Origin of the sequence: Streptomyces sp. NPDC088766, from assembly GCF_044750845.1 — a bacterium.
Lineage (GTDB): Bacteria > Actinomycetota > Actinomycetes > Streptomycetales > Streptomycetaceae > Streptomyces.
This window is the reverse complement of sequence record NZ_JBIVKQ010000042.1, coordinates 1-23712: the sequence shown is the minus strand read 5'-3', so window position 1 is coordinate 23712 and position 23712 is coordinate 1. Positions and strand designations below refer to the sequence as shown.

Genomic DNA, 23712 nt, shown 5'->3' with positions numbered 1-23712 from the left:
GCTCGGCGCCGGGGCCACCCAGGCGTTTATGGCTTGCGGCGGGCTGGCGTTGGAGGCGAGGCGGAGTTGGACGGCGCCGGTTGCCGCGCGGCAGGGCGGCGGGCTCGGCTACGCAGGTCCTGCGCGGCCTGCTGGTAGGCGTGTTCGTCGAACACTTCGGGCGTGCAGTTGACCTCGTACCCGGCCACCAGCAGCGTGGGGATGGCGCGGGTTGCCAGCCGCCTCCTCTGCTCGTCGGTGTCGAGGTGTTCGGGCACGGTGTGCCAGATGTAGAGCGGCGCGTCCGTGGGGTATGCGTGGCGTTCCAGGCCGAGATGTTCCAGCAGGTCGTGGAGCTGGGCGGGGGCACCCGTCGGGGTGTCGGCGTGGATGGTGGTCGTCAGGGCCTTGATGTAGATCTCGACGTCCGTGCCGTATTCGTCGGCCAGGTTGGCCATGTGGTTCTACGGGGTCAGCGGCGGCGGGATTCCGCAGGCTGGGCGCGGCTCGGCGGTGGTGAGGCAGTGGCCGGCCGCTGCGCAGGGCGTGCGGCGTAGTTGCGGGCGTGGAGGATGGCGCGCGCGGCCTCGCTCACGGAGGTGGCAATGCTTCCGAGTCGTGCGATGGGATCTGGTTCTCCGGCGGGCGCGGCCTTTTGGAAGTCGCTGGCGGCGATCCAGGCGCGGACGGCGACCTCTCTGGCGAGGGGCAGCAGCCCGTGGACGGGGGCAGCGACCTCGGTCAGGACCTCGGCCACCTTGCCGCTGGTTGTGGCGGCTGCGGCTCGCTCAGCGAGGCCCGCCAGGTAGGGCAGGGCGGCCTCACGTTCACCGTCCGGTGCGACCAGCATGTTCAGCGTGGGGTCGAGGTGGACGCTGTGACCGGTGGCGAGCAGAGCGTGCGAGGCTGCGGTCGCCTTCCGGCGCTGCTGCTGGACGGGCAGGCCGTGCGGAAGCCGGTGATAGTCCCCGCGCGGTCCGGGAGCGGAGAGGGAGCCGCCGGTTCGCTGGAGGATGTCCGCGGCCTTGTCGGTGCCGCCGATGGCCACGACCAGGTCGGTTCGGGGGTCCTTGGTGATGGTGACGTACTCCAGCACCCAGAAGTCGGGCTCCGTCTGCTTCACCGAGACCGGGTGGCCGGCGTACGGGGAGCGGCCGGGACGGGCGGCATGGAAGCGGCGGCGGCGTTGGGCGCGGTCCGGCCTGCGGGATGCTGCAGAGCGGTGCCGATGCCGAGCGCGTCGAGGCGCGGGCCGATCTCGCGCAGGGCGCGGGCCTGGGCTTGGGTGTCGTCACCACTCAGGCGGTAGATGCCACTCTGCGGGTCCTGGGCGAAGCCGTGGGCCATGAGGACAGCGCTGGCGCGGTCGTCGGCGGGGGCGGTGGCGATGCTGCCGTCCGGCTGCCAGGTCAGGACGACCCGGTCCGGCTGGGAGGGCTGGATGCCGTCCAGGGCGTTGTGGCGGACCTGGGCGAGGGCGGCGTCGTATCGGGCGAGCAGGTCGCCGGTGACCTGCTCGGCGCTCAGGAACGGGTCATCGGCCAGGGCGATGCCGTTGGGCTCGGGAACGCCGCGGAACGCCTCGTCGGGCAGGGCGTGCGGGGCGACGGCGGCGATGAGGAAGCCGTCGCGCCCGTCGTGCCGGTCCAGAAGGGCGAGCTGCGCACCGTCCTGTCGGCTCAGGATGGCGGCCTGCTGCAGGGGGTGCTCGGCGAGAGAGGCGGCGACCAGGTCCAGGTCCCAGATGCGGTCGGCGAGTTCGGCGAGGTCGTCCTTGGCGTCGGCCGGCAGGTGGGAGCTGGTCCAACTGTCGGGGAGTTCGCCGGCGAGAACGTCGGCGTAGGAGGCGAGGCGCTCGGAGGTGTGGTGGTCGTGCATGGTGTCCTTGGGCGAGGTGGGAGTCAGCGGCGCAGTCCGGCGGCCATCGGGGGCGGCGGGGCCGGTAGGGTGCGCGGCGGTGGCGGGCAGGCGCACACGGCAGAGCGCTCTTGCTCGGTTGACGGGACTTCCCCGGTGCAGGTGCTGCGGCCAGGGTGCGGGGCATGCCGGTCGGCGAGCTGGTTGCGGGTCTCGGAGAGGTCGGTACGGATGACGTGAAGGTGCTCGTCGGCGAGGTAGCGCAGCCGCCGCGCGATGTAGGGGTCGGCCGCCTGGCCGAGCCCGTCGTGGAAGTCGGCGGTGGCGGTGAGGACTTCCTCCAGCGCGGCGAGGACACCGTCGTGGGCGGCGGTCAGCTCGGTCAGCGCATCGGCCGCCTCGCCCGTAGTGGCGGCCTCGCGAAGGCGCTCGGCGACGTGGGCAACGGAGGAGCCCAGCGGCAGGTAGCTGGCCGGACACGAGTCGGTGTCGAAGTCCGCGTCGCAGTCGACGTGGTATCCGGCCGCCCGCAGGTGGGCCACGGCGTCGGTGGCGAGACGGGACTCGTCGTCCTCCGCCAGGCCGGTCGGGGTGCGGTGGTACGTCTCATGGACGCGGACGACGGCGACGAAGCCCGCGCGCTGGAGGATGCTATGCGCCTCGGAGTCGCCGCCGCGGGCGAGGAGTTCATCGGGGTGCGGGTCGCGGCAGATGTCCAGGAAGCGGTCGGTGCGGGGCAAGGAGATGTTTTCTCCTACGGCGATCGGTGGGCGTTGTGCCGGACGGCTGCCGGGGCCGGGACGGCACGGGGCTGGACCAGGCGGTAGGCGGTGGTGTCCAGGTCCTGCTGGATGGCGTGGAGGCGGCGGGCGATCAGCTCCAGGCGGTGCGCCGCATCGGTGCTGGCTGCTCCCGGCTGGCGAGCGATCCGGTGCGAGGTGTGCTCGACGAGTTCGCGTACCGCGGCCAGAGGGCCGGCCTGTTCGTCGGCGAGCTGCGTGAGGATGGTCGCGAGCTGGGCCGACGCCGTGAGCGCCGCGCGGACGGCAGGCCGCAAAGGGGGGTCGGATCGGACACGGATCAGGTGGAGGTCCTGTTCGATGCGACGCGCCTCCTGTGCCAGGCGCCGCAGTTTGTCCGCAGGAGGAGCGTGCCACGCGCCGTCGAGATGGATCAGGTTGGCGATCAGGTCGAGGCGCCCGGGCTGGGCCTGGACGGCGATCCACCGGCAGCCATGTTCCTTGCCGGGGATCTCGATGCCGGCGGCTCGTGCGAGCCGTTGAGCGACCTCGGCCCACTCCGGTCCTGTCAGTTCCCGGTCGTCCGGGTGAAGGCGGACATCGAGGTGGAGGATTGCCCGCCGGTCGTCGTCGGGGCTGGCGGCGAACGGATGCTCCAGGTAGGGGTCTTCAAGGTGCTCGGCCCACTGGACGGACGTCCAGATCCTCTGCTCGTCGTCCAAGGTGAAGTAATCCAGGCCGGGCCAGTGGGCGACGATCGTGTGCTCCGTCAGGCCCTCGTTCGGTGAGACCGGCCGCCCCAACGCCTCTTCGAGCGGGGCGTGGGGCCGGTGGGTCCGCTCGTGCAGGCGGGGGATCACCGGCTGCTCCGGATGTCGGCGATGTGCACGAGCTGGCCCAGGGCGGTGGTGGTGTACCAGCCGCAGTCGATCAGCTCGTCGCGGTCGGCGAACCGTGCGAGGAGGGTGTCCTCCATGGCCCGTAGATAGATGAGGCAGTCCGGGCAGCGGCGTGAGAGGTGCACGAGGTAGCGGGGGTGGGCGGTGACGTAGGACTGGGCGCCGCCGGTCGCATCCCGCAGGCGCCACCCGTCCTCGTCGGTCGGGGTGTGCCAGGACGGGGCGACGACGCGCATCGCGTCGCCCCACAGTTCTCCGCCGGCCACCCCCTTCAGGACGACGACGGTGTCACCGGCCTGGAAGTGGGCGTGGGTGATGTCCCGGTCGGGGGTGAGCGTGTCGGGCGTCGGTGCGAACGCCGAGGTGGGCGGGGGCTGGGACATGAGTTCCTTCCGCGCGAGTGCTGGCGGGGTGGGAGCATCAATAGTCCGGAGGAACGCCGGTTTGGCTAACCGGCGTTTCCCGGCTATGTTGCCCCGCCGTCAGCGGAACGGGTTCTCCGTCCCGCGGTCCGCCTCACTGGCTGCGTCGAGGAGTTCGAGAAGGTCAGTGCCGTCGGCGTCGCGCTGGTCGATCCACCATCCAGCACGGGTAATGGGGCGGGCCTTCTCTTCCAGCTCCGCCCAGTCCGCCTCGTCCCAGGTGCCCTCGACGACGAGCGCGGTGTGCGCGGCCGTCATCAGCTGGTGGCGGGAGCGCTCGCCCCAGTCCAGGGCCTTCTCCGGGCCCTCCAGCTGCGGCATGTCGAACTGCTTGGCCCACGCGACGGCTGCCTCCTGTTCCTCGGCGCGCTTGGCCACGAGCCACTCCTCCTTGGACTCGGAGTCGGCGTCGCGCGCCGCCTTCCAGCAGTCGGTGCAGTCCTTCGACGCGAGCCAACGGGCAAAGCCTGCCCGCTTGTCGGCAGGGCGATTGGACAGGTCATGATCCACGCTGTGGGAGCAGGCGTGCTCCACGGTCCAGTGCGTACGCACGGCCATAAGTCGGTCTCCTCAAAGGGGTTAGTAAGTGGTGGGGTTACGCCCTGATCAGGGCGTCTTGTGCTGGCCTCGGAGTGGGCGGCGGGGCGGAGCTGTCGGCGCGCGGCGAGAAGGACGGCGAGGACGAAAGCCGCGCCGGCGGCGGGGAGCACAGCGCTGGTGAGCGGCTGCTCGGCGAGGCGTCCGGCCAGGGCGGTACCCGCGGACTGTGCGACGCCGATCGAGAGGATCAGCCACGCATACGCCTCGCTGGTCCGGCCCGCCGGGGCGAGGGCATCGGTGGTCACGTAGGCGCAAGCGACCACGACGGTCAGGAACGCACCGGGCACTGCGATGGCGACGGTGGCCGCGAACGGCGCGGGCAGAGTTACGAGCGGGAGCCACCTGGCGAGGAACGCGGCGCTGGCGATGATCAGCCGGTCGGCGGTGGTCCGACTCCAGGTGCGGCGGCCACTCGCACGGCTCATGAACAAGCTCCCGGCTCCCGGGGAGCTCCTGGGTGCGGTTCGCCCTGGGGCCAGGTTTTTAAAATCCGTCGCCCTGTATTACAGGGGTGGCTACCGTCCTGGACATGGACGATTCGCTCTCCTTCGAGAGTCTGCTTGCCGGGGCGAAGAAGTTCGCCGGGCTCGCGCTGCAAGCCCACCGTGACCGAGACGACGAGGTGTTCGTCCTGCACACGGGCGTCAGCATCGAGCGCCTGATGAAGGCAGCCCTGGTCAAGACCAACCCTGTACTGCTGATGGAGACAGGTGCCGTCAAGGACGACCGGGCGCTCCTGCACTTCGCAGGGCTCCGGCCTCATACGGAACGGATCCGGACCGTCAGTGCCTCAGCGGCTCTCTCACGCATACGGTCGGCAGGGTGGCTGACGAAGGACCCGGACCTGGACGAGCTGATCGAGCTGCGCAACGGTGTCGTGCACCTTGGGCCCACCGAAGCGGAGAGCGCGGATGTCCTGGCCACGTTTGGCCGTACGACCAACACTCTGCTGGCTCACCTTGGAATCGCCCCCGTGGACTATTGGGGCAACCAGTACAGCGTGATCGAAATTTCCCTGAACGATCAGCTCGAAAGGGTTGAGCGCGACGTCAAGCGGCTCATCGAGCAGGCTCGCCACCGCTACAGAGAACGGACGCGCGGACTGCCCTCAACAGCCGTACAGGCTCTCAGGGAAAAGGCCGTGATAACGGGCCTGACGTACCCAACCGAGCGAGACGGCCAGTTTGCCGTCGGCCACGTCGTCTGTCCCGCGTGCGAAAACCCGCACGCAGCCCTAATGCTCTTCACAAGCGGGGTGGAGAGCGACGGCGCGTCAGCAGCCGAACGGCGTGAGTCCTACGCCGGGTACACGTGCACGCTGTGCGAGCTACCGTTGGAGACCATCGAGCACGTCGAGGCAGCCGGGATTGACGTCATGGACGCTCGACTGCCCGAAGTTGTGGTGAGGGTGGCGGAAAACGCAATCAAGGCACTCCTGAAAACACTGGAAGCCGTTTCCTTGCCCCGTGAGCCACCCCAACCTACCTCTTAGTAGTCCGCCGAAGCCCCGGTCTCGGCCGGGGCTTTCGCATGCCCTCACAGCGCCGGACCTTCCTGCGGACACCCGCAAAGAGGTCCCCTTGTTGATACCTGAGCTGCTCAGGCTGGCCGCAGCCGAGGACGGGGGCGGCGGCCCCGACATCGGCAAGATGCTGGGCCAGTTCACTCAGTACGGCATCATCGGCCTGGTCGTCGTCCTGCTCATCGTCGGCGTCATCGTCCCCAAGTACGTCATGAACAACCTCATGACGGAGAAGGACAACTGGCGGCAGGCGTTCGAGAAGGAACGCAAGGCTCATCAGGCGACGCGGGAACAGCTCGCCAAGGCCGAGGAGCGCGGTGACGTCGCCGTCGAGCAGGGCCGCACGCTGAACACGCTCCTCCTCGAACTCGGGCACCGCCCCGACCCCGCTAGGAGCACCTGACGATGTGGCCCTTCGCCCGACGCAGCCACGTGTCTCCCGAGTCGGAGACCGCGAAGAGAGGGACGCCGAGAGTTCCCTCCAGGACGCGCACGCCCGGACCCCCGTGTCCGAGGCCAAGCTCACCGAGAGCCGTCGGGTGAAGGAGCAGCTCAGAGCCCACAACAGGGCGAACGCCTACTCGGACTTCATCGTGGGAGTCGTCCTCGGCTGGCTCAACGACGGCCGCTCGTAAGGAGGGTCCTGTGTACTCCCTGATCCTGTACGTCCTGCTGGGCGTTGGCCTGGCCGCCTCAGTCGGGTTCCTCGCTCTGTACCGGCCCCGGCGCTTCTTCCGGATGGTCGAGATCAACGCCTCATGGTGGGGCATCATCATCGGCCTGCTGTACGCGCGCTCCCTCGTGCTCCTTGCGATCCGCGGTGCCCGTCCCGGGGATACCTGGTGGGACATGGTCATCGGTATCGGCTTCCTGGCCGCGATCGACGCCTTCCTCCTGGTCCGCTTCTTCTCCTACCTCCGGTACCTCCGGGAGCACCCCGAGGGCCCGCCCACGGCCCCCTGAGCCGTCCCCCAAGCCGCCCCCTCCGGTTCCACCCCCCTACCGGAGGGGCTTTTTCGTGTCCGCGCACACCCCTGGAGAGCCCTGTGTGCGAACTCTGGCTTCCCGGCGCCGAGAGACTCTCGGTCGGCAACACCGCACCCACCGATGGCGGCCCCGCCAAGGCGGTGGCTCATGTGACCTGGGATAGGTCGGCCACCAAGGCCAAGCCCCAGGACCTGGTCCCGTACGCCAACCTCCGGTCCGCCGTACGGTCCCGTCAGCGGAAGGGTGACCAGGAGAGCCGAGTTGCGCACGGCGGCCGGAAGACGCACCGCCGTCTGGCCGTGGCGGTCCATGAGGCGTCCCTTGACGGGCTGCACCACCGAGGAGGACAGCCCGTACAGGGCGCTGAGCAGTCCGCCGAAGGCGCTGCTGCTGCCGCTCATGGTGGCCCACAGGAGGATGGCCACGGGCGCCATGCCGTTGGGGAGTCGGCCGGTGAGGGTGCCGCCGAGGAGGCGGGCGACGTACGGGCTTCCCAGCATCGCGCCGTAGGTGATGCGCGGTGCCGGGGCCGGGGCCGGGGGTGCGGTCGCGGACAACGGGTGCTGTCTCGGGGTCTAGCGGTGGCGGGCGGTCGTGCTGGCACGGGGTGGCGGCGTGGGCGGGGTGGTGTCCACGGCCGGGCGCGGGCGGGCGCGCAGCACGGGGGTGCGGTGCGGGGGCAGGACGGCGACGGTCGCGCCGAGGTCTTCGGCCGCCTCTTCGACTTCGCGGGTGAGGAACTCGATCTGCCGGCCCAGCGCTGAGAGGCGGGCGGCGATCTGGCGGCCCTGCACGGTCTCCAGGGCGCTGGCGAACTGGCTGCTCGTCTCCAGGAGTTCCTGCAGCCGGGCCATCGGGCCGGCGGCGTAGCCGCGCTGGACGGTTCCGAGGAGAGCGTTCGATGCGTCACCGGCGGTGTGGCCTTCGACGACGTCGCGGATGAGTTCCTGCAGGGACACCTCCGGGGCCGGTGCCAGCCGGTTGAACCGGGAGACGTCCGCGCGCAGGATGCCGGGCGGGACCGGAGCGGGCAGGGCCTTGCCCGCCTCGTACTCGTGGGCGTAGTGCCCGATCACCTGCCAGCCCGGTACCCCCGGATCGCCGCGCAGCGCGACCACCGTCGAGTCGTTGTCCTCGACCAGGTAAGCGAGGGTGATCGACTGCCCGTCGGCGGCATACCACGACTCGGTCAGCTCCAGCTCGCCGCGCCGCTGCGCGGCCTGGGCCCTCTCGGTCCACATCTGCTGCTCCTCGTCGGTCAGCGAAGCCTTGTGGTGCTGGCCGTCGCGCTGGTCGGCGAGGTTGCTGGCGACAGAGCTGTGGTCCGCCCAGGCGGTGAGGTGCGGCCACAAGGCCGCGTGCTGAGTGCGTTCGGCCTGAGAGCCAGGGGCGGCTGGCCGGTCGAGGGCCCGGTGGATCTCGGCGGCGGAGACAGCCAGGCCGTCCAGGACGACCCGCCACCCGGCTAGGTGCCGGGCGGGTGGCAGCTCGTCGAGCACGAGTCGGGCGGCATCGAGGAGAGCCTCGGCGTGCGGGGCGAGGTGAGTGGCGTACGCCTCCACCGCCGCCTTGTCGCGGTGGGCTCGTGCGGCTGCCGCGGCGCCCGCGTGGACGGTACGGCCGTAGCGGTCGCGTGTCATGTCGAGCGCGGCCTCGGTCTCGCTGTCGATGACCGCCATCTGCAAGCGGAAGTCGCGTGCCGCGTTGGCCAGTTCGGGAGCTGTCGGCAAGGGGCCGTCGGGGGCCGGGCTGCTCGCGGGTGTCATCGGGACCGCCCGCCGGTCGCGGCCGTCAAATGGACGGTCGGAGCGTACGAGGGCTTCGGCGGGATCGGCCGGGCCGTCGGCGGGGAGGTGGTGGGCGGTGCGGAGCGCTGCGTCGTCCGGCCGGCGGCGGCCCGGGCGAGACGGCTGCGGCGCTCCTGGAGTCCGTTGGGCCGGACGGGGCGCGGCGGGCCGGCCGAGAGGGACGGGTCGAGGCGGATGTCGGCCTGCACGGTGTAGCCGTGGCGGCGCAGGTCGTGGACGGCTTGGCGGGTGCGTCGGACTCCGTCGCGCTCGGGCTCGCTGAGCCGGTACAGGCCGGGTTCTCCGGGAACGGGCTCGAACTGCTCGCGCTCCAGGTACCAGTGGGCGAGGTGTGTGGGCAGGTTGGCGGTGTAGGAGGCCACGAAGCCGTGTTCCTCGTGGTCGCCGAAGGCGAAGTGGGTGCCGGGTTGCAAGGGGGCGGGGTTCTCCTCGGGGCGTGGGGCGGAAGGGTCAGGGCCCGCGGTGCGCGGGCCGGGCCGCGGCGAGGGGGCGGGCTGGCGCGGTGACGGGCAGGGCCGGGCGACGGTGGGGTGCGCTGATGCGGGCCTGACGCAAGAACGGTTGGCCGTCGGTGAGCCACGTCTCGATGGCCGGCCAGGCGCGTGCTCGGCGCTCCTGCTCCGGCACGGAACCGCCGTGGACGATCTCGTCGAGCAGGGCTTCGGCATCGATCACGGCGTCGGCCAGACGGGAGAGGGCTGAGGCATCGTCGGGCCACGGGCTGTTCGCGGGTTGGCACCGGTCGAGCAGCGCCGGGGCGTGGTCGACGACGGTCAGGAAACGGCGCCAGGCGTGGTCGAGGAACAACTCCGTCGCGGCGCCGCGAGCGGCGGCGCTCAGCGGGGTGGCGTCGCTGTAGCGGCCGGAGGCGTTCATGGCCTGCCAGGTGTCGTGCTCGCAGCGGATGTCCCCGAGTACAGCGGCGATGGCCGCCGTCTGGCGGGCGCGGACGGCCTGCTCGTAGGCCGGAAGGTACCGGCCGGTGAGTGCCTGGGCAGCCCGTCCGGCAAACGGCGGCAGGACGATGCTGCGCGGGGCGTGGGGATCGCCGTAGCCCCCTTCCAGTCCCTCGGGCGAGAAGGACCCCACCAGGTAGTCGAGTTGACGGCCGGGGCGTTCGATGAACAGCAGCGTGGTGCCCTGCACCGCGTCGGTGAGGAGCGCGGCGTAGGGGATTCGCTCGCTCTGGACGGCGCGGCCGAGTTCGCCGCTGTCCCAGATCCAGGGGACAAGGTCTTCCTGCCAGGCGGGGTGCGAGTAGATCTCGACCGAGGCGTGCCACCTGGCTGGGCAGGAGGCGCGCGAGGTCGCGGGCGGCGTCGCCGATGAAGCGGCGGCTGCTCGTGTGCACGCTGGTGCGGTGCCGCTTCGCGCACCTGATCAGGTCGACCACGGTGGTCTTGGTGCCGTCCGCGGGCAGGTGCCAGACGCCGTCGTCGTCCCGCTGGAAGCCGCTCTCCGCGAGGGCGGTGTGCGCCCAGGGGTACTGCTCGCCCGAGGCGATGGCGACGATCCCGGACTCCCGGCTGTGCGACAGGATGATCTGCGCCTCAGCCATGGACCAGGTCCTCGCCACCGCGCAGGACGGAGCGCAGGCTGCGGCCGTACGCCCAGGCGTGCTCGCGGGCCGCCGCCTCCAGTTGGTCGTATCCGACCTGGGCTGTCATCTGCCCGTTCCACTTGCGGTACCGGTACACGGGGACCGGCAGCAGGATTCCGGGGGCGAGAGCGGTCACGCCGAGGGCCGCGCAGTAGTCCTCACCCTGGACGAGGCCGCCCATCGGCGCGGCGCGCACGAGGTCGGTGCGGGCGAGGATCGTGGTCGGTCCGATGGGGATGGTGTCCGCCGGCGACTTCCAGTACGTCCACACGTCGCCGGCCTCGTGCTGGCCGGGCGGCGTGGGGCAGCGCCACAGGGTGGTCGAGCCGTCGGGGTACTTGTCCTCGCTCCAGCCCGCACACCAGCCGACCCCCGCCGATTCCAGGGTGTTGAGCCGTACGGCCATCGCATCGTCGGTGAACTCGTCATCGTCATCTGCCCAGTTGGTGTACGGGGTGCGTACGTGGCCGAGGGCCAGGTTGCGGGCGCAGGCGGCGCCGACCGGCCGGGGCAGCGCCAGGGTGCGAACGCGGGCATCTTGTGCGAGCGGGGCCGGCAGGCGGTCGGGCGAAGCACCGTCGAGCGCAATCACGGCCTGCCATGGCACCGTCTGCCGGGTGAGGCTGGCGTGCATGGCGGCCAGGTAAGCCAGCCGGTCTTCGCGCAGGCGGCTGGCGATGACGACGGTGATCAAGGGCTTGGTGTGCGGGGGCAGAGGGGGCTCCGGGAAGGCGAGGGGAACTAGCGGCGGGCGGAGGGGCGTGGGGTGCCAGCCTTCGCCGGGGCTGCGGCAGGAGCGCTGTGTGGCCGCCTGCTGCGCGAAGCCGGGATGGTCGGTGCGGGGTTGAGGGAGGACCAGGCGGCCGGGTGGTCGTTGAAGGCGGTACGTGGATCGATGGCCCAGCTCACGACCGGGCCGGTGTCCTCGTGCAGGAGGCTGATCACCTCGACGCCTTCCTTGTGCAGGACGTATCCCCACGGCATGTCCTGCTCGTCGGCGGTCGCGTCGGTGACCGACATGCGTACCGGCGGGGAGCCGTCCGGGGTGACCAGGTGGTCGAGGGTTCGGCTGGGCCAGTGCTCGCCGCCGGTCAGCGCGGCCACGAGTGCGGGCGGGGCATCGTCGAGGAGATCGGTGCCGAGTTCGTCCCAGCCGACGGCGACGTCGTCGATGAGGTGCCGGCACATGGCCTCGATGTCGCGTCCGAACTTGTACTGGTAGGCGGTCAGGAGCAGGGGGAGGTGGTGGCTGGGCGCGCCGTCGAGCTGGACGTGGATGCCGGTGTACCCCGTGCCGACGGTGGGGCGGGCGATGAATGAGCGAGTGGACAGGGAGTTCTCCGCAGCAAGCAGGGGGCGGGAAATGTTCGGCGGCCATCAAGGTGGCGCGCGAGTGCATCTACGCGCGGTCCGACCAGGACGGGACCGGCGGGCCGGACGCGTCGGTGCGGGCGCAGGTGTAGCCGATCAGGCGGGATGGGGCGGCCTTCGCGGGGACGGTGGCGGCGTCGTTGCACACGAACGTGTACGTGATGGAGGTGCGGGGCACATCGTGGAGCCAGGCCCGGTCTTCCTTGCCGGGGTTGATCTGCAGGCCGGAGTGCGCGACGGCGTCGGTCTGGGTGTGCATGTGGGAGAAGAGGATCAGCGCGCCGCCGTCGGTGATCTTGAGGGCGTAGGCGTCCTTGTAGCGGTTGGCGGTGCCGGCGAAGACGGTGGTGCCCTGGTCCCCGTAGCGGGTGCCGGTCTTGTCGTGGACCTCGATCTGCTGCTTGCTCGCCGTGGTCGGCGTGAAGACCTTCGTCCCGGTGTGCGTGCCGCCGGTGGCGAAGTTGTCGAGCACCGCGGTGCGCAGTAGGTTCGCGTCGGCGGCGAGGTGCTTGTTGCCGTCGGCAGCGACGGCCGTCGCGTACCCGTCGTGGTCGAGGGCGATGTCCGGCAGTTTCGGGCTGTCGAGGTCGACGACGGAGACCATCTCCCAGCGCTTGTGCTGGGGGTCTTCGGCGAACACGGCCAGACGCGAGGGGGCCTTGTCCTTGGCGTCCGAGAGCGCGGCGGCGAACCAGCGGTCCTCTCCTGCGGCCAGGCGCGGGATGTACAGCTTGGCGCTGGCGGTGTCGTAGGACCAGGGCTTGTAGGGCGTGCGGTCGGCCGCGGGAAGTCCCTCGGTCTCGGTGTAGTCCGAGACGGACATGGCGTACAGCGGGCCGTCCTCGACGGTGTCGAGCAGGGCGCGGTTGCGGTCTGCGTTGGCCTCGTTGTTGATCTTCGCGTAGTGGGTGATGACGGCGCGGGCCTGGGCGGCGCTGAGGGCAGGCGCGGGCTTCGGCGCGCTGCTGGCGCTGGGCGTCTGCTTGGCGACGGCAGCATCGTTGTCGGTGGTACAGCCGGTGAGTGCCAGGGCGAGGCAGGCGGCGCCGACGAACAGCGGCAGGGTGCGGCGGGCGATGCGGATGGAGACTCCAAGGATCTGGGGGCGGGGGCGGGTCAGCGCGTACGGCGGATCGGGAGCGCGGCCTTCGCTGACGTCGGCGGAAGGGCGGCGCTGGTGGTCGGCGCCGAGTGGCGCAGGTTCACGCCGATGCCCTTGGCCATGAGCTGCTGGACCACGGCGTGGACGCGAAGGGCGCGTCCGCTTTCCCCGTAGGTGGCGGGCAGGAGGAACGCTGCTTGGTGCGGGTGGTACTGGAAGCTGTTGCCGTATAGCGTCATGCGAGCATCCACCGGCACGCTCTCGTACGGTGCGCCGAGGGCTCCGTCGCCGTACAGGGTCAGCGTGAGGACCTGGTCGACCTGCGGTGGGGCGGGCCGGTGCGGGGGCTCGGGCTGGTGCGCCGCGTTGCCGAGTACCGCCCACAGGGCCTTTTCGTAGCGGGGCAGCAGTCGCCGGGCGACTCGTGCTGCCGCCCGCGCGGGGTCCTTGGGAACGGCGATGCCGTTGGGTTCCTCGACTCCGGCGAAGTGGTGGGGCTTGATGCGCGCGCCGTCGGGGGCGAGCGCGGCGACGACGAACTGGTGCGGGTAGCGGGGGCGGTCGGCCACGTACAGCTGCTGGTCTTCCGGCCCGTGGAGCACGGCGTCGTGGGTGAGGATGTACTGGCTGACGACGTAGTCGACGTGGCCGGTGTCCCAGAGCTGCTCGGTGAGGGAGAACTGGTCCGCGTACTGCGAGTGGCGCTGGTACTGGCTGGTCCAGGTGCCGGGCAGGCGTGCGGCGAGGTCGGCGGCGAAGGCGGCCAGGTCGGTGCTGGGTGAGGTCATGTGTTCCTGGAGGGAGGTTGTGGTCCAGCGTCAGCGCGTGTGCCGCGGCTGTGCCGGCGGGAGGACTCGCGGGGGAAGGGACTGGGGACGGGCTGGAGTGGACGGGGGCTGCGGCGTGGGTACGAGTGGGGTCAGTGCCCGCATCTGGTCCTCTGCTCTGTGCAGGACCTCTCCGAGGTTCCGGATCTCGGCGGCGTCGGCGAGGTCGTAGGACAGGTCGAAGTCGTCGTCCTCCTCGGCTTCCTTGGCCTTCTCCCCGGCTGCTTCGAAGAACTCGCCGAGCTGCGCCAGCAGGCCGTCGGTGGGTTCCAGGATCTGGTGCAGCAGGGCAGCGGCATCCGCATGCGACTCGGCTCCGTTGAGCTGGTCGGTCAGAGCGCGCAGCGCGTCGCCGTAGGCGTAGACGGGGGCGCGGTCTGCTGTGTTGTAGACGTCAGGGGCCTTGGGCGTCTGGGGCATCGGCGTAGCCGGAGGCGGGTGCGGGGTCCCGGTGGGCGAGACGGGATGTGGCAGCAGCCCGAGCTGGGTGAGGCGATGGTCGATCGCCGCGATTAGGGACTGGATGCTGCCGCCGTGGCGGGCTTCGGGCCGCTGGGGGGCACCGGGGTCGCTGGAGGGAGCCGAGTCGTAGACGACCTCGAACAGCGACGGGTCGTCGGGGTGCTCACGGGTCGCGATCCAGCCTTCCGGGTCTCCCGGCGGGCGCTCGGAGGATGACTCCTGCGGCGGGCTGACGATCAGGTAACTGTCGTCGGCGAGCGACACGCGCACGATGTAGGCGCTGAGGCCGAACTCGATGTCGCACTCCAGCCCGCGCTCTCGCAGCGGCGTGGTGATGTGGGCGTGGCGGCGCCACACCTCCTGCCACCACGGCGTGTGCACGTTGCGGTGGTCGGGAAGTGGCGCGAGCGCAGTCGCGCGGCGGGCATCTGGAGTGCTCTCCCCGTCAGCGGCCACGGCTCCTCCTGCGGGAGGCCGGCGATCGGTGCGGTGGAGTTGTCCGGCGAGGGGCGGTTTCCGGCTTCGTCACCGGACTGGAGTCGAGTTCGTACTCGTCGTAAGTAGCGATCAGATCGTGTTCCATCTGAGCTTCACGGTCGGCGATCTGGGCCATGAGGTCGTCGTGCTCGACTCGGCACTGCTGGTACTCGGCCCAGTCGGCGTCGCTGAAGTGAGCGGGGCGGTTCAGGGGACTCCTCGTGAGGGGCGGCCAGGGGTAACGGTGGAGATCGCTCGGTCTGGGCAGCGGTGGCGGCCCGGGACTCTTGCGATGGGAGTGCGCGGGGACGAAGCGATGGAAGCCGAGGTGAGGGTGGCTGATCCCTCGGCGGTCAACGCCGGGGTCCTGCGGGGCCGGGCTGCGGACCGGGCGGGGCTGGGGGCGGGCCCGGCGCAGTGCGGGTCTGCTTCGTGAGCGCGTCGAGGTCCGGGGCCGGGTCGTAGTGCGCGCGAAGGATCTTGAGATCCGCTTCGGTGACCATGGCCAGCCCCGAGGCGATACGGCTGGCGGCGCCGCGCAGCAGCCAGGGCGGTGACTCGGGTTCGGCTCCCCGGTTTTGGCCCCGCCACTTTGCCGTGGCGGCCAGGTGATCGATGACCTCGTTGAGGAACGGGGCGACGGCGTCCAGCAGGGCGTTGAGTACGGTGCTGAACTCGGCCGGTGTCTCGGCTGTGGCCAGTGCCGCGCGGTAGGGGCTCAGGTCCGGGGCGGGGAAGGGCTCGGACGGCAGAGAATGCCGGGTGCGGAAGGCGGCGGCATCGCGCTCGGCCCAGCGGCGCAGGTCGCTTGGGGTGGCGGAGCGGGTGTGGTAAGCGTGGATCTGGTCGGCGGTGCGGCCGACGTTGTCGTACAGCTCGAAGTCGGGGTTCTGCAGAGGTGCTCCAGGTCTCGTGTGTGACGTCTATCGTCGGGTGAGGGTTGTTGCACGACGGCGCTGCATCGGAAGTGAGAGACCGTCAGGCGGCGTGAATTCGGCGTTTCAGTGCATGCGGGCGTCGGTGTCGAAGAGCGCCAGTTCGTGGCTGTGCAGGAGGTGCTGCACGATGAAGGATCGGCCAGCGACCTTCCACAGACCGCGCCCTCGGTTGAGGTGGGCGATGGCGTCCACCTCGACGGAGGTCAGGCCGAGCAGGGAGGCCGCGGCGTGGAGCTGGTCGGTCTCCTGGCGGTAGATGATCCGGGTGGAGCAGTCCGCCAGGAGTCCCTCGGCCAGGGCGCGGCCCTGTGATCCGGCGTCGCCGGCGGTAAGCAGGTCGGACAGCCGGTGGATCACCATGAGGTTGGCGATGCCGAGGCCGCGGCTGAGCTTCCACTGGGCCTGCATCCGCTGAAGCAGCCCGACGTGCCGCATCAGGCGCCATGCCTCGTCGTACACGATCCAGCGCCGGCCGCCGCCGGGATCGGAGAGGGCAGATTCCATCCAGGCGGAGGCGCAGGTCATCGCGAGGACGAGGGCGGTGTCGTCCCCGGAGCCGCCGAGGCGGGACAGGTCGATGGTGAGCATCGGCGCGTTCGGATCGAAGGCGACGGTGGAGGGGGCGTCGAACATGCCGGCCAGGTCGCCGTGGACCAGGCGCCGCATGGCGTGGGCCAGGTCGCGGGCTGCGTCACCGAGCTGGCCCGACATCATCCCGGCAGCCTCGTCGAGCGCGTGGGGGTTGTTAAGGGTGGCGGCGATGTCACCGAGGAGCGGGGTGCGGTGTGTGTCGGCGGCGCGGGTGACGACGGCGTCGAGGGCGACGTCCAGCGCGGTGTGCTCCATGGGCATCAGGTCCCGGCCCAGAACGGTCCGGGCCAGGGAGCCGAGCAGGAGCAGGCGCCGCTTGCGGATCTCACCGACCCAGTCGACCTCGGCCACGCTCTGCGGGCGCGGTGCCGCGTCCAGGGGGTTCAGGCGTCCGGGCAGTCCAGGCCCGAGGGCGACGGACCGGCCGCCGAGGGCTTCGGCCACCGGCGTCCACTCGCCCTTCGGGTCGCACGGCACGTAGACGCGGTATCCGAAGGCGACCGACCGCAGCGCGAAGGACTTGGCGAGGGCGCTCTTGCCCTGGCCGATCACGCCGGCGAGGAGCAGGTTCGGGTTGGTGAACCCCTCGACCTTGCCGTACAGAGCGAACGGGTCGAAGACGAATGATGCTTCGGCGTGGACGTCGCGACCGATGTAGATTCCCTCGGCGCCGAGTCCGCCTTCGGCGAGGAAGGGATAGGCGCCGGCCGCGACCGCGGTGGTCATGCGGTGGGCGGGAAGTTTCAGCCGGTTCCCGCGGGCGGAGGCGGGCCCGGGGCGCCCACCCCGTGGGTAGAGCGCGGCGGGCATCTGCTGCTCGGGGCGCGTGCTTTCGCTCTGGTGGGCGCTGGCTTCCGCGCGGGCTTTGGCGGTGGCCTCGGCGAGCCGGCGGCGGGCGGCCTTGCGGCTGGCGTGGTCGGTGCCGTGGGGGGTGAACAGCGGGCTGGCGGACGCGCGGCGGGCACGACGGGCGGGCCGGTGGCTCATCGGGGGCCCTCGATTCTGCGGGTGGTGCTCATCGCACGCAGGCCGTGGTGTGCGGGCGGAGGTCGGTGGGGGTGGTCTTGCGGCGGACGACGTGTCCGGCGGCAAGGTGGCGTTGGCAGATCGTCAGCACGGGAGGGCCCTCGGGAAGCCGTTCTGGGTGGCAGCCGCTGGTCTGGGCGTCGGTCTGGGGGGTCCCGGGCAGCAGGTGGAAGGCGGCGTGGACTTCGCTGGTGGCTTGCCAGAGCCTGGTGTGGGCGGTGGCCAGGTGGCGTCCGGCGGCCGGGTGAGGGGGCCGGGTGTGGTCGGCGAGCCGGTCCAGGAGATGGAGCAGAGCGGTGAGGTGGGCGTGCAGCGCATCGAGGTGCGGACGGTGCTCAGGCCCGGGCCGATCTCCGCCGGACGGCGCCAAGGACCGTGCGTGGTGGCGGATGCCGGCGCTCGCGGCGCGGAGATAGGGGTGTGCGTCGTGGGGGCGCGTGGAGGAGGCCAAAAGTGGTGGTCCTTCCTGCCGGTTGGCAGGGTGGTGAGGGAGGTCCCGTCGCGGGTGATCCGGAGTGCAGTGGGCCAGCGCGCACGGGCGCGGCTGGTTCATAGGGCGGTGCGGGCGAGCGGGAGCGCGGAGAGGGCGAAGGCGTCCGGCTGCTGGTAGTTGAGTCTGCGGAGATCGACTCCGGAGGTGACGGCGTGGGTCTCGATCTGTGTGCAGGCGGCGTCCAGGAGGGCGTCGGTCTCGGCGGTGACGGTGACCAGGCCGGTCAGGGCCACGTCCGCGTGCCCGGCGATGAGCTGGCGTTCACGGGTTTTGACGTCGGCGTACTCGACGGAGTCCTCTTCGGAGTCGACCTGCCCGCGGCGGGCGCGCTCGTTGGCGTCGGCGATGATCGCGGCCTTTTTGCGCTGGACGTCCCGCAGTGCGGACTCGAGCCCCTGCGGCACGTAGATGAGGGACAGGCTGCGGCGCACGCCGGCCGTGAACATGATCCCGTGCAGGAACCCGGCCCCCATCTCGGTCCTTGGCCAGTTCTCCACCCAGTACGTCGCGTGTCGCGCGCTGTCGGTGGCGAGGCGGTCGTACTCCTCGAACTGCACGACGGGACCGGCTGCTGCGGGGTCGGCCTCGGCACGGCCGGTCTCGGACCACTGCTGGAGCGCAGCGAGCGCCTTCGGGTCGTAGGCGGTGCGGATGACGGCGGCGATCTCCCGCGCGCTCAGCCACCCGGTGACCATCAGGTCGGCGTTGCGGGCGGCCTGGGCGATGGACGCGGTGGTCTGCTCCATGACGGTGAACGCCCCGGGCAGCCCTCCGCCGGCCTGGTTGATCAGACGTCGGGCGGCCTTGAGGTCGAGGGAGATGGCGAGGTAGGTCTCGTGCGGAGCGGCGGCCGGGCCGGCAGAGGCGACCAGCTCGGAGTAGATCTGTCCAGCGACGGGAGCCTGGGGCTGCCCGTTCTGGGTCCAGTGGCGGGTGAGCGTGTCACCGCTGTCGGGCACGGTGCGCTCCAGCACCTGCACAGTGGCGACGTGCCCGGTGCGGGCGATACCCGCCAGCGCGCGCCCCCAGCTGCTCACGTTGTGGTTCTGGGTGGCCGGGTCGAGGAGAGCGAAAGCCCGGGAGGTGACGCGGGCGATGGCGGTCAGGGTCTGCTGGTGCGGGTCGTGGACGGCCGCAGCTCCGTTGGCCGAGTCACCGGGGGTGACCACCTTGAGGGAAGCAGCGGTGCCGGGAAGGTGAAGGATGCCGTCCTGCCGGGGCCGGGTAACTGGCCGGCGAGCCAGAGGGTCTGGCCGGTACGGCGGCGGTGCGTGTACCGGGTGACGATCGGTGCCCAGTCGATGAGGGAGCGGCCGTGCCGGCGGATCGCGACCAGTGCACCGGATGCCGCCCACAGCGGTGCCAGGGCGATGGCACCGAGCAGTCCGGTGGAGATCACCGTCATCAGCAGCAGGGCCAGCGTGCAGGAGACGAGGACGAGTTGGGGCAGGGAGAGGCCGAGGAGAATGCCGCGGCGGCTCCGGTGCGGGAACTTCACCGTGACCGGAGCGACAGAAAGATCAGTCATGGGGGCGGTCCTGGAGGCGCGGGTGGAGTCCGGGGGCGGGAGGTGGCGTGCACGTCCCGCCCCGGGAGTCGGGCAGGGTCACAGGCCGGTCGGAGGCGGCGGCGGAGCCGACCCGCTCGATGCGGCGTTCTGCGAGCCGGAGGACGGAGGTGCGCCCTGCGGAGGCGGTGTCGTCGTCGGCGGAGTGGTCTGCCACCCGCCGCCCTGGCCGGACGCGGCATTCGCGCCGGATCCGCCTGGTCCGGGGCTGCCGCCCACCTGGCCGCTGGTATCGTCGAACACGCTGGTCGGCGCGGGCTGTACGGCCTTCTCCAGGCCGGACTTGACGGCATCGCCGCCGGGTGAGCTTCCCGTCCCGCTGCCCTGCGAACCGTCCTTGCCTTCTCCGCCACCGCCGGTCGGGTTGGCGGCGACGTCGCCGGGGAATCCGCCACCGGCATCGGGACCCTGCGGTGCGGCGCCCGCTCCGGCCGCAGCGCCACCGGTTCCGGCGGTGGCCGCGGCTGCGGCGGCCTTGCGGGCGGCCTTCTCGGCGTGCGCCTTTGCGATCTGTGCCCCGGCTCCGCCGGCACGGTGGATGGACTCGCCGTCGGTGCCGTCGGCTGCCCAGTGCACGAATTTGAAGACGGCGTACGGGCACAACAGCACCAAGACCATGATCACGATGCCGGACATGACGTCGGCGAGCGCGGCGATGCCGTCCTCGGCTTCGGTCTTCCCCATGGCGGCGATACCGAGGACGAAGATGACGGTCATCAGGAGCTTGGAGACGACAAGGGTGGCGGTGGCTTCGATCCAGCCCTTGCGCCAACGTCGGGCGACTTCCCAGCCGCCGCCGGCGGAGGCGAAGACGGCCAACGTGACCATGACGAGGATGCCGACCTTGCGGACCATCATCATGCACCAATAGAGGACGGCGCCGAGGGCAGCCCCCAGACCCGCGACGACGGCCACGAGCCAGCCGAGGCCGGAGAGGCCGGCGATCTGGTTGACCTTCACGATGCGGCGCACGGCCGAGGCGATGTCGAGCTTCGCGGCTTTGAACAGGCCGTCGGAGACAGCATCGACCACTTCGACGGCGACCGTGGTCAGGGCGATGGCACAGAAGGCAAACAGGACACCGCTCATGGTGCCGGTGAACGCTTGCGTCAGTGCTTGTCCGTCGCGTCGGATGGCGGCCCGGACCAGTTGCGCGCAGAACGTGGCGACCAGCAGGACCAAACCCAGGGGAAGCAACATCTCGTAGTTGTCGCGGAACCATCCGGCGTTGAGGTCCACTTTCGTGGTGGTGTCGACCGCCTCGGCGGCCAGATCGGCTGCGGAGGCCGCCAGTTCACCGGTGGACTTCGCCATCCAGTCACCGATGGCCTTTCCGGGGTCCGAGGCGAAATCGACCGCGTCGCCGACGGTGCACAACTTGTCAGCCAAGGGGAGATCACAGAAACCCACGAGGAGTTACTCCTGCTTTCTTGTCTCAGGCGAGGGTCACTGCGTGACGCTGGGAGCGATGGCGGCCAGGGTGCAGTCGTGGTTCGGGCGGCACTGGACGGCGAGGGTCACGGCCCGTTCCTCGGCCCCGCCGCCGCCCTTCTTCCAGCTGAGGGTCTGCTTGCCGTTGACGGTGACCACGTAGACGTACGCCTCGGTGATCGCCGACGGGTCGTCGGCCAGCGCCTGCTTGAACGCGGAGGGGTAGTGGCCTTCGGTGACGTGGGCGGTGGCGTGCTGGTCCTGGTCGGCCATCCGCGACCACAGGACCGGGTCGGGGACCTGGCCGGCGACCGAGGGCCAGTCGGCGTACTTGGTCTCGGTGGTCATCCAAGCCCGCATGCCGGCGAGTTGCTGGTCGCGGCTGGTGTCGCGGGTGTCGTAGGACCAGAGCATCTGAGCCGCTGCCTTGGCGTAGGCGATCGGCTCGGCGATCTGCGGAGGCTTGGGCACTGACCCGGACCCGGAGGAAGGCTTCGGGGCAGCCTCGGAGCGGGACGGGCCGCCCGTGGGAGCTGGTGGCGCGGCATTCGGAGTCTGCTGCCCGTTGCCGCCGCCGGTCAGCAGGGCAACGACCCCGGCGAGGGCAAGCAGAATGGCGACAATTGCGGCCCCGATCGCGATGCGCTGGTTCATCGACCAGCCCAAGCCGTACGAGGACAGTGAAGAGGACGGCAAGCGTTTCCGCATCAGTGGACCTGCGATCCCAGGCCGGAGAAGAAGGCCACGATGCCGTTCGCGGCACCCAGACCGAGGGCGGCGCCGGCTGCGACGACGGCGCCCTTCTTCCCGTTGGCCTCGGCCTGGTGACCACCGGTGTGGTGGCCCCAGGCCCATACGCCGAGCGAGACGGCGAGGGCGCCGACGACGGCGATGATCCCGAACATGTTGATGCTGTTGACGACGTTCTTCAGCACGCTCAAGCCGGGCAGGCCACCACCCTTGGGCGAGATTCCTGGGTCGTAAGCGAGTTGGATGACGCGGTCTGCGAGAGGGACGGACATAGGTGTGGCGGGGCTCCTTGCATACGCGGCCAGGCGAGGGCCGACGGGAAGGGGGAGAGCGGAGGGGAGGCGCGCGAGGGGCACGGAAGCGGGCCCGCCCGGTTCGAAGCCGGGCGGGGCAGCGTCAGAGGACGCGGCGGGCCGCGAGAACGTCCCAGTCCTTGATAGGGGTGATCCGAACCGGTTTGGTGGTGCGCGGCGCCTCGATCACGAGGCCCTCGCCCATGTACATGCCGACGTGCTCAGGCCGTGCGGCGCTGCCGCGGCTGAAGATCAGGTCGCCGGGCTTGAGGCGAGCGGGCGAGACCGCCTTGCCTTCGTTGACCTGCGTGTACGTGGTGCGGGTGAGCGTGATGCTGGCATGGGCGTACGCCTGCTGCATCAGGCTGGAGCAGTCGCAGCGGCCCATGGGGTCGGGGCCGTGCGCGTTCGTGCAGGACCCGCCCCACTGGTAGAGCGTGCCGAGTTGGTGCATCGCCCACTCGATGGCCTTTCGGGCCTTCGGGTCGGCGTCCTTGGGGATCGCGTAGCCCTTGGGGACGCTCCCTTCGGGGATGCGGCCGAAGCCGGAACCGTCCTGGCCCGGCGCGCAGCCGGACGTGCTGGTCGAGGGCTTCTCGCCCTGGTTCGTGTCCTTGTCGTCCGCGTCATCGCCGGCGCCGGGGAAGGCCTTGGCGATGGCACTCTGCAGCGCGGTGGCCAGGTTCTCCCACTGCGCATACGCATCCGGCAGGCCGGACTTCTGCACGGCTTGGGCGGCCTGGGTGACGGTGATCTGCTGCCAGCCGTCCACCTTGAGCAAGTGCTTGTAGAACTGCTCGGAGGCGTAGACCGGATCGCGGATCTGCTGGGCGCTGCCCCAGCCCTGGGAGGGACGCTGCTGGAAGAGGCCGAGGGAGTCACGGTCGCCGTAGTTGAGGTTGCGCAGCCGGCTCTCCTGCATCGCCGTGGCGAGCGCGATGATCTGTCCCTTCTTGGGGACGTCGAGTGAGAGGCCGGCGGCCACGATCGTCTGGGCGTTGGGGATCTGCTCGGCGGGCAGATCCAAGCCCTCGACGTGTACGTCTTTGCCGGATGCGCCGTCGAGGATCTTGGTTACCTGCTCGGCGACCTTGTCGCTGTCGATGTCGGTCAGGCAGCCGCTGAAGGAGCCGCTGCTCTGCACGGCATCGGCGGAGGAGGCCAGCATCATGCCGGTGCCGGCGAGCAGCATCGGGGAGAGAAAGACGACGCCGATGCCGGCGGCGAGCCCCTTCAACCTGAGCGGACCGCTCGCCGGTCAGCGGTTTCGGGCATGGGTGGGTAGCGAGACGTCATGAACGGCTCCTTGAGGGGTGCGGTGTCCGGCGCCGCTGGCGGCATGCGTGGTGGAAGGGCGCGGTGGCCGGGGTGGGCGATCGGAGGCGGGCCGGTGTGGGCGAGTTGCCGCTCGCTCCGTGTATGGCTGTGCCGTGAGCTAGGTGTGCCTGGGCAGGGGGGACCTCCGTGAGGTGGGGCAGGGGAATAGCCAGCGGCGGTGTGCGCCGGGCGGTTCAAAAACAGTAGGCGCGGATCGGCGGTTGACCAAAAAGTACGGCGTGAGGTGCCGGAAACCGGCACCTCAGCACGGCACTTCTTGGTCGTCGGCGGATTCGGCTCTACAGTTTTTGGACTCCCCCTCGCCTTCCTCCGCCTGTGGCCATGGGCTTCTGCATGCCCATTTCCGGCCCGTGAGGACTCCCGTGCGAGGCGGGGTTTCCCTCCGCGTTTCCGCACCGAATTGGGGTTCCTCTTTGCCTTTTTCCCTGCACCAGGGCGACGCTCTGGCCGTTCTCTCCGGTCTCCCGGACGGCTGCGTCGACTCCGTCATCACCGACCCGCCGTACAACTCGGGCGGCCGGACCGCGAAGGAGCGCACCCAGGGTCCTTTGCATGATCGAGGTCTGTCCGGGTTCATCCGGTGATGCCCAGGGCGGTCAGGGGCCTTCGCCAGTCGCGGGCGGTGTGGCGTA

Annotated in this window: 25 protein-coding genes and 2 pseudogenes; 5 read left to right on the top strand and 22 right to left on the bottom strand. The window is 70.7% G+C overall.

The window, feature by feature from the left end:
• Positions 1-26: 26 nt before the first annotated feature.
• From ACIP5W_RS34785 to ACIP5W_RS34755, 7 genes are all read right to left on the bottom strand, one after another.
• Positions 27-437 (bottom strand): hypothetical protein, encoded by a 411-nt coding sequence (locus tag ACIP5W_RS34785; RefSeq protein WP_401481922.1) that lies wholly within the window; start codon positions 435-437, stop codon positions 27-29.
• A gap of 14 nt (positions 438-451) precedes the next feature.
• Positions 452-1102 carry a hypothetical protein gene (locus tag ACIP5W_RS34780; RefSeq protein ID WP_401481920.1) on the bottom strand — a complete coding sequence of 217 codons (651 nt, stop codon included), beginning with the start codon at positions 1100-1102 and terminating at the stop codon, positions 452-454.
• Positions 1099-1857: a hypothetical protein gene (locus ACIP5W_RS34775; RefSeq protein ID WP_401481918.1), complete on the bottom strand. Its 759-nt coding sequence runs from the start codon at positions 1855-1857 to the stop codon at positions 1099-1101. Before ACIP5W_RS34775 ends, ACIP5W_RS34780 begins: the two co-directional genes overlap by 4 nt.
• A gap of 23 nt (positions 1858-1880) precedes the next feature.
• A complete protein-coding gene (locus ACIP5W_RS34770; protein WP_401481916.1) occupies positions 1881-2576 on the bottom strand; it encodes a hypothetical protein in 696 nt (231 codons plus the stop codon).
• A gap of 14 nt (positions 2577-2590) precedes the next feature.
• Positions 2591-3436: a relaxase/mobilization nuclease gene (locus ACIP5W_RS34765; RefSeq protein WP_401481914.1), complete on the bottom strand. Its 846-nt coding sequence runs from the start codon at positions 3434-3436 to the stop codon at positions 2591-2593.
• A complete protein-coding gene (locus ACIP5W_RS34760; protein WP_401481912.1) occupies positions 3433-3858 on the bottom strand; it encodes a hypothetical protein in 426 nt (141 codons plus the stop codon). Before ACIP5W_RS34760 ends, ACIP5W_RS34765 begins: the two co-directional genes overlap by 4 nt.
• Positions 3859-3957: 99 nt before the next feature.
• A complete protein-coding gene (locus tag ACIP5W_RS34755) occupies positions 3958-4455 on the bottom strand; it encodes a hypothetical protein (RefSeq protein ID WP_401481910.1) in 498 nt (165 codons plus the stop codon).
• 571 nt (positions 4456-5026) lie between these two features.
• On the opposite strand from ACIP5W_RS34755, the gene ACIP5W_RS34750 reads away from it, so the two are divergent.
• From ACIP5W_RS34750 to ACIP5W_RS34735, 4 genes are all read left to right on the top strand, one after another.
• Positions 5027-5989, top strand: coding sequence for a hypothetical protein (locus ACIP5W_RS34750; RefSeq protein ID WP_401481908.1), 963 nt, complete (start codon positions 5027-5029; stop codon positions 5987-5989).
• An 88-nt stretch (positions 5990-6077) separates the two neighbouring features.
• Positions 6078-6422, top strand: a complete 345-nt coding sequence (locus ACIP5W_RS34745) for a hypothetical protein (protein WP_401481906.1) — start codon at positions 6078-6080, stop codon at positions 6420-6422.
• Between the two features lie 103 nt (positions 6423-6525).
• Positions 6526-6654, top strand: a complete 129-nt coding sequence (locus ACIP5W_RS34740) for a hypothetical protein (protein ID WP_401481904.1) — start codon at positions 6526-6528, stop codon at positions 6652-6654.
• A gap of 10 nt (positions 6655-6664) precedes the next feature.
• Positions 6665-6982 carry a hypothetical protein gene (locus ACIP5W_RS34735; RefSeq protein ID WP_401481902.1) on the top strand — a complete coding sequence of 106 codons (318 nt, stop codon included), beginning with the start codon at positions 6665-6667 and terminating at the stop codon, positions 6980-6982.
• Between the two features lie 599 nt (positions 6983-7581).
• On the opposite strand, the gene ACIP5W_RS34730 is transcribed toward ACIP5W_RS34735, so the two are convergent.
• The 15 genes and pseudogenes from ACIP5W_RS34730 to ACIP5W_RS34660 all read right to left on the bottom strand — a co-directional run bounded on the left by ACIP5W_RS34730 (position 7582) and on the right by ACIP5W_RS34660 (position 22979).
• Entirely contained in the window at positions 7582-8772 is a 1191-nt protein-coding gene (locus ACIP5W_RS34730; RefSeq protein ID WP_401481900.1) for a hypothetical protein, read from the bottom strand.
• Entirely contained in the window at positions 8769-9227 is a 459-nt protein-coding gene (locus ACIP5W_RS34725; RefSeq protein WP_401481898.1) for a hypothetical protein, read from the bottom strand. The genes ACIP5W_RS34730 and ACIP5W_RS34725 overlap by 4 nt, the downstream gene beginning before the upstream one ends.
• A 37-nt stretch (positions 9228-9264) precedes the next feature.
• Positions 9265-9960, bottom strand: coding sequence for a hypothetical protein (locus ACIP5W_RS34720; protein ID WP_401481896.1), 696 nt, complete (start codon positions 9958-9960; stop codon positions 9265-9267).
• A 404-nt stretch (positions 9961-10364) separates the two neighbouring features.
• Positions 10365-11108, bottom strand: coding sequence for a glycosyltransferase family 2 protein (locus tag ACIP5W_RS34715; RefSeq protein WP_401481895.1), 744 nt, complete (start codon positions 11106-11108; stop codon positions 10365-10367).
• Positions 11109-11155: 47 nt separating this feature from the next.
• Entirely contained in the window at positions 11156-11602 is a 447-nt protein-coding gene (locus tag ACIP5W_RS34710) for a hypothetical protein (RefSeq protein WP_401481893.1), read from the bottom strand.
• A 211-nt stretch (positions 11603-11813) separates the two neighbouring features.
• Complete coding sequence (locus tag ACIP5W_RS34705) at positions 11814-12608, bottom strand: hypothetical protein (protein WP_401481891.1); 795 nt, start codon at positions 12606-12608, stop codon at positions 11814-11816.
• A 293-nt stretch (positions 12609-12901) separates the two neighbouring features.
• Positions 12902-13675 (bottom strand): hypothetical protein, encoded by a 774-nt coding sequence (locus ACIP5W_RS34700; RefSeq protein ID WP_401481889.1) that lies wholly within the window; start codon positions 13673-13675, stop codon positions 12902-12904.
• Between the two features lie 30 nt (positions 13676-13705).
• Positions 13706-14632, bottom strand: a complete 927-nt coding sequence (locus ACIP5W_RS34695; protein ID WP_401481888.1) for a hypothetical protein — start codon at positions 14630-14632, stop codon at positions 13706-13708.
• 1022 nt (positions 14633-15654) lie between these two features.
• Positions 15655-17169, bottom strand: coding sequence for a VirB4 family type IV secretion system protein (locus ACIP5W_RS34690; RefSeq protein ID WP_401481886.1), 1515 nt, complete (start codon positions 17167-17169; stop codon positions 15655-15657).
• A gap of 28 nt (positions 17170-17197) precedes the next feature.
• The gene (locus ACIP5W_RS34685; protein ID WP_401481884.1) at positions 17198-17659 is read right to left on the bottom strand and encodes a DUF6238 family protein; all 462 of its coding nucleotides are present in this window, start codon (positions 17657-17659) and stop codon (positions 17198-17200) included.
• Between the two features lie 98 nt (positions 17660-17757).
• Positions 17758-19229: pseudogene (locus ACIP5W_RS34680) on the bottom strand (SCO6880 family protein).
• 78 nt (positions 19230-19307) lie between these two features.
• Entirely contained in the window at positions 19308-20678 is a 1371-nt protein-coding gene (locus ACIP5W_RS34675; protein ID WP_401481883.1) for an ATP-binding protein, read from the bottom strand.
• Positions 20679-20714: 36 nt separating this feature from the next.
• Positions 20715-21407, bottom strand: coding sequence for a hypothetical protein (locus ACIP5W_RS34670; RefSeq protein ID WP_401481881.1), 693 nt, complete (start codon positions 21405-21407; stop codon positions 20715-20717).
• Positions 21407-21721: a DUF6112 family protein gene (locus ACIP5W_RS34665; RefSeq protein WP_011031268.1), complete on the bottom strand. Its 315-nt coding sequence runs from the start codon at positions 21719-21721 to the stop codon at positions 21407-21409. The genes ACIP5W_RS34670 and ACIP5W_RS34665 overlap by 1 nt, the downstream gene beginning before the upstream one ends.
• A 124-nt stretch (positions 21722-21845) precedes the next feature.
• Positions 21846-22979, bottom strand: a complete 1134-nt coding sequence (locus tag ACIP5W_RS34660; RefSeq protein ID WP_401481879.1) for a C40 family peptidase — start codon at positions 22977-22979, stop codon at positions 21846-21848.
• Positions 22980-23493: 514 nt separating this feature from the next.
• Here ACIP5W_RS34660 and ACIP5W_RS34655 point away from each other — a divergent pair.
• Positions 23494-23619: pseudogene (locus ACIP5W_RS34655) on the top strand (site-specific DNA-methyltransferase); the annotation flags it as partial.
• Between the last annotated feature and the right edge of the window lie 93 nt (positions 23620-23712).

Excerpts from the sequence above, each read along its gene's own strand:
- ACIP5W_RS34785 (WP_401481922.1), bottom strand. The coding sequence starts at position 437 with ATGGCCAACCTGGCCGACGAATACGGCACGGACGTCGAGATCTACATC.
- ACIP5W_RS34775 (WP_401481918.1), bottom strand. The coding sequence starts at position 1,857 with ATGCACGACCACCACACCTCCGAGCGCCTCGCCTCCTACGCCGACGTT.
- ACIP5W_RS34760 (WP_401481912.1), bottom strand. The coding sequence starts at position 3,858 with ATGTCCCAGCCCCCGCCCACCTCGGCGTTCGCACCGACGCCCGACACG.
- ACIP5W_RS34755 (WP_401481910.1), bottom strand. The coding sequence starts at position 4,455 with ATGGCCGTGCGTACGCACTGGACCGTGGAGCACGCCTGCTCCCACAGC.
- ACIP5W_RS34750 (WP_401481908.1), top strand. The coding sequence starts at position 5,027 with ATGGACGATTCGCTCTCCTTCGAGAGTCTGCTTGCCGGGGCGAAGAAG.
- ACIP5W_RS34730 (WP_401481900.1), bottom strand. The coding sequence starts at position 8,772 with ATGACACCCGCGAGCAGCCCGGCCCCCGACGGCCCCTTGCCGACAGCT.
- ACIP5W_RS34710 (WP_401481893.1), bottom strand. The coding sequence starts at position 11,602 with ATGTGCCGGCACCTCATCGACGACGTCGCCGTCGGCTGGGACGAACTC.
- ACIP5W_RS34705 (WP_401481891.1), bottom strand. The coding sequence starts at position 12,608 with ATGTCCGTCTCGGACTACACCGAGACCGAGGGACTTCCCGCGGCCGAC.
- ACIP5W_RS34700 (WP_401481889.1), bottom strand. The coding sequence starts at position 13,675 with ATGACCTCACCCAGCACCGACCTGGCCGCCTTCGCCGCCGACCTCGCC.
- ACIP5W_RS34690 (WP_401481886.1), bottom strand. The coding sequence starts at position 17,169 with ATGAGCCACCGGCCCGCCCGTCGTGCCCGCCGCGCGTCCGCCAGCCCG.
- ACIP5W_RS34670 (WP_401481881.1), bottom strand. The coding sequence starts at position 21,407 with ATGCGGAAACGCTTGCCGTCCTCTTCACTGTCCTCGTACGGCTTGGGC.
- ACIP5W_RS34665 (WP_011031268.1), bottom strand. The coding sequence starts at position 21,721 with ATGTCCGTCCCTCTCGCAGACCGCGTCATCCAACTCGCTTACGACCCA.